The organism is Collinsella aerofaciens (assembly GCF_040910325.1).
Taxonomy (GTDB): domain Bacteria; phylum Actinomycetota; class Coriobacteriia; order Coriobacteriales; family Coriobacteriaceae; genus Collinsella; species Collinsella aerofaciens_BL.
This window is the reverse complement of sequence record NZ_JBDGAV010000016.1, coordinates 38877-46050: the sequence shown is the minus strand read 5'-3', so window position 1 is coordinate 46050 and position 7174 is coordinate 38877. Positions and strand designations below refer to the sequence as shown.

Sequence of the window (7174 nt, the reverse complement as noted above, 5' to 3'; positions counted from 1 at the left end):
TGGACCTGACAAGATTCGAACTTGTGACCTCCCGGTTATCAGCCGGACGCTCTAACCAACTGAGCTACAGGTCCATCATGGTGGAGGTTAGGGGGATCGAACCCCTGACCTCAGGCTTGCAAAGCCCGCGCTCTCCCAGCTGAGCTAAACCCCCACGGAGACAGTAATAAACACCCCAGCGGCGACTCGGCTCTCGCTGGGGTGTTTATTGCGAAAGAAAGTGGTGGACCTGACAAGATTCGAACTTGTGACCTCCCGGTTATCAGCCGGACGCTCTAACCAACTGAGCTACAGGTCCATCGCGCAAGGGATATATTAGACGAGTCGTTACGCGCGCGTCAACAACTTTTTTGAAAAACTTTGGAGTGTGCCCGCCGAGCGGGCACGGGGTCCAAGGTTGTCAAAAAAGCGGTCGGCGCGCAGTGCGCCGACCGCCGATATATGGGGTCTGATATTTTCTACCGCTAGGGCCTCTTACTCGTCGAGGAGATCCTCCGGCATGTCGTTGCCGTCGCCTAGGTCGACTGGAGCCTCTTCGGCGTCGGCTGCGGCCTCGGCACCTTCGCCCTCGGGCTTCTCTTTGGCCGCCGTCATGCGGGCTACGGCGCAGATGCGGTCGTTGTCGTCGACGGTCATCATCTTGACGCCCTGGGTGGCGCGGCCAGTCTGGCTGATCTCGTCGGTCTTAACGCGAATGACCGTCGCGCCCTCCGTCACGATGAACAGCTCGTGCTGCGGACCCACCGTCTTCATGGCCGCAAGGTTACCCTTACGCTCGGTCATTTGGATGGTGTAGACACCCTGGCCGCCGCGATTCTGCTCCGGGTAGTCCGCAACCGGCGTGCGTTTGCCGTAGCCGCGCTCGGTGATGACGAACAGATCGCCGTTGCCGTTAGTGACTTCCATGCCCAGAACGCTCACGCCGTCCTTCATACCGATACCGCGAACGCCGCTGGTATCGCGGCCGGTGGCGCGCACCTGCTCCTCGGAGAACATGATCGCCTTGCCCGCGGTGGTGGCCAGGATAATCTTGTCGCCCTCGCGCACGCGGCGCACGTTCAGCAGCGCGTCGTCGTCACGCAGGTTGATAGCGATCAGGCCATCACGGCGGCTACGATCGTAAGCGCTCATCACGGTCTTCTTGACCATGCCACTCTTGGTGGCAAACATCAGGTACTCGTCGGCCGGGAACTCGCGGCAGCTGATGACGCTCGCGATCTTCTCGCCCTCCTCGAAGGGCAACAGGTTGACGATCGCGGTACCGCGCGCCTGGCGCGTACCCACCGGCAGCTCGTGCACCTTCAGGCGATAGACCTTGCCCTTGCTCGAGAAGAACAGCACGTACTCGTGCGTGGACGCGATGAACATCTCATCGATAACGTCGTCCTCTTTGAGGTTGACGCCCGACACGCCCTTGCCACCGCGCTTCTGGGCACGGTAGGCAGCCACTGGGATACGCTTAACGTAGCCGGTGTGGGTGATGGTCACGACCATATCCTCGTCGGCGATGAGGTCCTCGACATCCAGGTCCTTCTCAACCTGGCTGATTTCGGTACGGCGCTTGTCGCCAAACTTCTTGGAGATCTCGCGCATCTCTTCCTTGATGACGCCCAGAATCTTCTCCTCGTGCGCCAGCAGGTCCTCGTAGTAGGCGATGGCGCGGCGCAGGCCGTCCAACTCTTCTTGGATCTTGTCGCGCTCCAGGCCGGTCAGGCGGCGCAGCTTCATCTCGAGGATGGCCGTGGTCTGCTCGGGCGTAAAGCCAAAGCGTTCGATCAGTCGGCTGCTGGCCTCGGAGTCGGTCTGCGAGGAGCGGATGATGCTGATGACCTCGTCGATATGGTCAAGGGCCATCAGGTAGCCCTCGAGGATATGCGCGCGGGCCTGGGCCTTCTTAAGGTCGAAGCGGGTGCGGCGGGTGACGACGTCGACCTGGTGGTCGATGTAGTGCTGCAGCATCTCGCGCAGGCTCAGGCATTTGGGAACGCCGTTGACGAGTGCCAGGTTGTTGGCGCCAAAGGTCGTCTGCAGCGAGGTGTACTTATACAGGTTGTTGAGCACGACCTGCGGAATGACGCCCTTCTTGAGCTCGATGACCAGACGGATGCCCTTCTGGTTGGACTCATCGCGCATATCCGAGATGCCCTCAATGCGCTTGTCGTTGACGAGTTGGGCGATCTTCTCCTGCAGGGTGCCCTTGTTGACCATGTAGGGAATCTCGGTAAAGACCAGGCGGCTGCGGCCGGTCTTGGTGGACTCCACATGTGCCTTGGCACGCACGGTAATGGAGCCGCGGCCGGTCTCGTAGCTCTGCTTAATGCCGGCGCTGCCCATGATGATGGCGCCGGTGGGGAAGTCCGGACCGGGCATGATCTGCATGAGCTCGTCGACGGTGGCGTCGGGGTTGTCGATCAGGTAGCAGGTGGCCTCGATCGCCTCGGTGAGGTTATGCGGGGCGATGTTGGTGGCCATGCCGACGGCGATGCCCTGGCTGCCGTTGACCAGCAGGTTGGGGAAGCGCGCAGGCAGTGCCACGGGCTCGGCGAGCGATTCGTCGTAGTTGGGCTGCCAGTCGACGGTATCCTTCTGCAAGTCACGCAGCAGTTCCATGGCGGGCTTGGCCAGGCGGCTCTCGGTGTAACGCATGGCCGCCGCGCCGTCGCCATCGATGTTGCCGAAGTTGCCGTGACCGTCGATGAGCGGCGTGCGCATGGAGAACCACTGCGCCAGGCGGACCATGGCCTCGTAGACCGCAGAGTCACCGTGCGGGTGGTACTTACCGATAACTTCACCGACCGTCCAGGCCGACTTTTTGTGTGGGCGGTTGGGGTAGATGCCGCTCTCGTTCATCGCGTACAGGATGCGGCGGTGTACCGGCTTTAAGCCGTCGCGCACGTCCGGCAGGGCACGCGCTGTGATAACCGACATCGAATACTCGATGAACGACTGCTTCATCTCGCGACCGAACTCCGAAATCTGGAGCTGGCCGCCGTTGATGTCCTCGCCGGCCGAGGCGCCACGATCGACTTCGCCAAAGCTCTCCTCGAGCTCACCGTCGTCGTCCTCTTCCTCATCATCATCGGCATCGGGGTTATAGGCGTCCGGATCGCCGTCCTCGCCCTGCTCAGCACGGGCAAGCAGGCGCTTCAGATCATCGGGCATACCGGCATCGCCGGCCTCGTCCATACCCTCGTTATTGTTGATATCGTCTGCCACGTTACCTCCTCATGGTTTGCGTGGTCTAATTAGTTCCCTACCACGGAGACGGCTTTTCCAGGTGCCGCAGATTCGCCCGAAAGAGGAGGGAAACGTACTTGGGTACGCGACCGACGATTGAGGGCGAAGGTGCGGTGGCTGGGAAAGCCGAACAGGTTAGGCATCTAAGAATCGTGCATCATGTGCATGCTTCTCGATGTACTCGCGGCGATAGCCGACCTCGGAACCCATCAGCTCGCGCACGGCGCGGTCCGCCACCACGGCGTCTTCGATCGACACACGCTGCAGGATGCGGGTCTTGGGGTCCATCGTCGTCGAGGCGAGCTGCTTGGGGTCCATCTCGCCCAGGCCCTTGTAGCGCTGGACGGTATAGCCCTTGCGCTTTTTGGTGATCTTGCCGTCCTTGGCCTTGCCGTCCTCGTCGTTATCGTCGGGGTTCAGGCCCAGGCTCTGGATGGTGTCGCGCAGGATCTCGTCTTCGGGCTGGCGGCCGTTGGGATACACGTAGTGGATCTTGTTGCGCACCTTAATGCCAAAGATGGGCGGGCAGGCAACATAGACGTAGCCGGCATCGATCAGCGGACGCATGTACTTGTAGAAGAACGTCAGCAGCAGGATGCGGATATGCGCACCGTCGACGTCTGCATCGGTCATGATGATGATCTTGTGGTAGCGCGCCTTGGTGATATCGAAATCGCCGCCGTCGCCGGCACTCGTCGTGACGCCGCAGCCGATCGCGGTAATCAGCGACTGGATGGTGTCACTCGAGAACGCGCGATGGTCACCAACGCGTTCGACGTTCAAAATCTTGCCGCGCAGGGGCAGAATCGCCTGGATGTCTCGGCGACGGCCGTCCTTGGCCGAACCGCCTGCCGAGTCGCCCTCTACGATGAAGAGCTCGGTCAGCTCGGCATCGCGCACCGAGCAGTCGGCGAGCTTACCGGGCAGGGACGCCGTCTCGAGCAGGCTCTTGCGGCGGGTCGCCTCGCGCGCCTTGCGGGCGGCATTGCGCGCCTTGCAGGCCTGTTGCGCCTTCTTGACGATCTCGCGAGCGGGCTTGGGATGCTCCTCGAGGTAATCGACAAGGCCGTCGGTCACAATCTTGAGCGTGAGCGCGCGCATATAGGAGCTGCCGAGCTTGGCCTTGGTCTGGCCCTCAAACTGCGGATCGGGCAGCTTGACCGAGATAACGGCCGAAAGGCCCTCGCGCACATCGTCGCCGGTCAGATTGGCGTCTTTTTCCTTGAGCAGGTTCTGCTTGCGCGCATAGTCGTTGATCACGCGGGTGAGCGCGGTGCGGAAGCCCTCAAGGTGCATGCCGCCCTCGGGGGTGTAGATGTCGTTGGCAAACGACATGACGTTCTCGCCGTAGCCGCTATTCCACTGCAGGGAAACCTCAACCTCGCCCATCTTGGCCACAGGTGCGTCCGGGTCCGATTTGCCCTCGATGTAGATAGGCTCCTTAAAGGCCTCGGGGACGTCCTTGCCCTCGTTAAGGAACTTGACGAAGTCGATGATGCCGCCCTCGTAGCAAAACTCCTCCACGTGGGGAGTAGACTCGCGCTCGTCAGTCAGCACGATTTTGAGGTTCTTATTGAGGAACGCCGTCTCCTGCAGACGGTTGTGCAGCGTATCGAAATCGTAAATGCAGGTCTCGAAGATCTCGTCGTCGGGCCAGAAGGTGACGGTGGTGCCCGTCGAATCCGAGGTGCCCACGACCTCCATCTTCTTGACGGTCTTGCCGCGCGAGAACTCCATCTCGTAGGTGTTGCCGTCGCGACGAACCTGAACGACCACGCGCTTGGACAGTGCGTTGACGACGGAGATGCCAACGCCGTGCAGGCCGCCCGAGACCTTATAGGCCGAATTATCGAACTTACCGCCGGCGTGCAAAATCGTCATGACGACCTCGAGCGTCGGGATCTTTTTAACAGGGTGCTCGTCGACGGGGATGCCGCGCCCGTTGTCGACGACCGTGATGGAGTTGTCGGCGTGGACCGTCACCTGGATCTCGGTGCAGAAACCGGCCATGGCCTCGTCGACGGAGTTGTCAACGATCTCCCACACCAGGTGATGCAGACCGCTGGCGCTCGTCGAGCCGATATACATGCCCGGGCGCTTACGAACGGCCTCGAGACCTTCGAGAATCTTAATCTCGCCGCCATCGTAATCGTTTTCGTTTGCCACACGTCCTCCTTCAGTCAAGAAAATGTGTACAGCCTTACTAGTTTATCGTAAAAAAATACCCTCGGGAACGAGGGTATTTGGCTCTACAAGGCCACCAGATGCGATTTAAGGCTCTTTTTTGCTTTGCACGCCCTTGGCCCACTCGGCACTGGCTCTCATGGCGTTCTCGAGGGCCTCGCGCAGTTTTTGGTCTTCGATGGGCGCCACTTGGCGCTCAATCTCGGTGCGCTCGGCATCGCTGAGGTCGGCGTGTGGGGCCGGCGGGCGCTCGGTCGTCGCTGGGCGAAGGCGCTCCTTGGCGGCGGGCGGCGTGTGACCGGGCGCGGTGGTTTTGAACACCAGGCCGTCCACATGCGCACCGGCGCGCTCCATGCGCGCGCGGATGATCTCGCGCAACAACGTCATTTCCTGCGTCCACGAGGGCGAGTCGAGATATACCAGCAGCTCATTGGACTCGGGCAGGTAGCGCAGACCCGTCACATGCCGCCCCTCGCGCGTGCCCGAGCACACCGCGTTCCACGCGCGATAGACCGCGCGCGACTCCTCGGCGGCCTCCATCTGCGCACGGCGCTCAGGGGTCGCAGCCGCCAGGATGCGCTGGCGCTCTGCGTTCAAAAAGCCACTGAAGGCGACCGTTTCGCTCTCGCGCTCGTAATTAGCACGTCTCACCCATGCTCACCACCTTGGCTCGATCAAGCAGGTCATCGGTAAAGTACCCCAGGTTGGTCGTGGTTATGACCGTCTGGATATCATCGCCGATCAGCCGCAGGAAAGCACCGCGACGCTCGCCGTCGAGCTCGCTCATCACGTCGTCCAAAAGCAGCAGCGGGGCGGTGCCCAGGACATCGCGAGCCACGGCCACCTCGGCCACCTTCCAGGACAGTACCAACGTTCGCTGCTGTCCTTGGCTGGCAAATGAACGGGCGGAGCGACCCGCAACGGTAAACTCAATCTCGTCGCGATGCGGTCCCACCAGCGTCACGCCGCGGCGAATTTCCTCGTCGGCGTGCCCATCAAGGGCAGCCAGCATGCGCTCGTACGCCCAGCCCTTCAGCTCTTCGCGATCCTCGACCTGGGGCAAATCCCCCAGCGTGGACGCATAGGACACGTTGGCGGCTTCACCGGACGCCACTTGCCCGTAGGCAGCACGCACATGGCCCGCCAGCCGGTCGAGCAGGGCCAACCGGTGCACGAGCAGAGCCGCGCCCGCGCGGGCAATCGAATCGTTCCACGCGCCGAGCATCTCGCGGCAGCACCAGGCCTCCTTGAGCAAGGCGTTACGCTGGGTCACGCAGCGACCATAGGTGCTCGCAAGATCGGCATAGCGTGCGCTCAGTTGCATGCCAAAGTCGTCGAGGGCGGCGCGGCGCACACTGGCGCCTCGCTTAACCATGTCCAGATGGTCGGGGCAAAACAGCACGCTCGGCAGAACCCCGCGCACACCGGCGGCAGAGCATCTCTTGCCGTTGCGGCTAAACGAGCGTTTACCGTCCTCCGCGCTCAATCCCATATCAAGTACGCGGCCGTCGCCCTCGAGCCTCAGCTCGATCTTGCACGAGCCCACGCCATCATGGACGAGCTCGGCTGCGGTCGGATGCCTAAACGAGGCGCCGCTCGTCAGCAGCTGCAGCGCCTCTATGAGATTGGTCTTTCCCGCCGCGTTGGGTCCCGCAAGTATCGTCACGCCCTCGTCCAGGGCAAGACGATAGCTCTCGAAACTGCGGTAGTGCGCGACGGAAAGATCGCGGGCGAACATGGTCATGGCGCAGCG

4 protein-coding genes and 3 tRNA genes are annotated in these 7174 nt (G+C 61.9%); all 7 read right to left on the bottom strand.

Features of this window, described 5'->3' with window-relative positions; all coding sequences use genetic code 11:
• Positions 1 to 74: transfer RNA gene (locus tag AB5Z25_RS07620), tRNA-Ile, on the bottom strand.
• A gap of 4 nt (positions 75 to 78) precedes the next feature.
• Positions 79 to 154, bottom strand: a tRNA-Ala gene (locus tag AB5Z25_RS07615).
• A 67-nt stretch (positions 155 to 221) separates the two neighbouring features.
• Positions 222 to 298 (bottom strand) — tRNA-Ile (locus AB5Z25_RS07610).
• A gap of 176 nt (positions 299 to 474) precedes the next feature.
• Entirely contained in the window at positions 475 to 3186 is a 2712-nt protein-coding gene (gyrA, locus tag AB5Z25_RS07605) for a DNA gyrase subunit A (RefSeq protein WP_271746841.1), read from the bottom strand.
• Positions 3187 to 3372: 186 nt separating this feature from the next.
• Complete coding sequence (gene gyrB / locus AB5Z25_RS07600) at positions 3373 to 5403, bottom strand: DNA topoisomerase (ATP-hydrolyzing) subunit B (protein ID WP_161155910.1); 2031 nt, start codon at positions 5401 to 5403, stop codon at positions 3373 to 3375.
• Between the two features lie 105 nt (positions 5404 to 5508).
• Positions 5509 to 6072, bottom strand: a complete 564-nt coding sequence (locus tag AB5Z25_RS07595; RefSeq protein WP_338404382.1) for a DciA family protein — start codon at positions 6070 to 6072, stop codon at positions 5509 to 5511.
• On the bottom strand, positions 6059 to 7165 hold the full coding sequence (gene recF / locus AB5Z25_RS07590) for a DNA replication/repair protein RecF (RefSeq protein WP_368135207.1): 1107 nt from the start codon (positions 7163 to 7165) through the stop codon (positions 6059 to 6061). The genes AB5Z25_RS07595 and recF overlap by 14 nt, the downstream gene beginning before the upstream one ends.
• Positions 7166 to 7174: the final 9 nt, after the last annotated feature.

Excerpts from the sequence above, each read along its gene's own strand:
- gyrA (WP_271746841.1), bottom strand. The coding sequence starts at position 3,186 with ATGGACGAGGCCGGCGATGCCGGTATGCCCGATGATCTGAAGCGCCTG.
- recF (WP_368135207.1), bottom strand. The coding sequence starts at position 7,165 with ATGACCATGTTCGCCCGCGATCTTTCCGTCGCGCACTACCGCAGTTTC.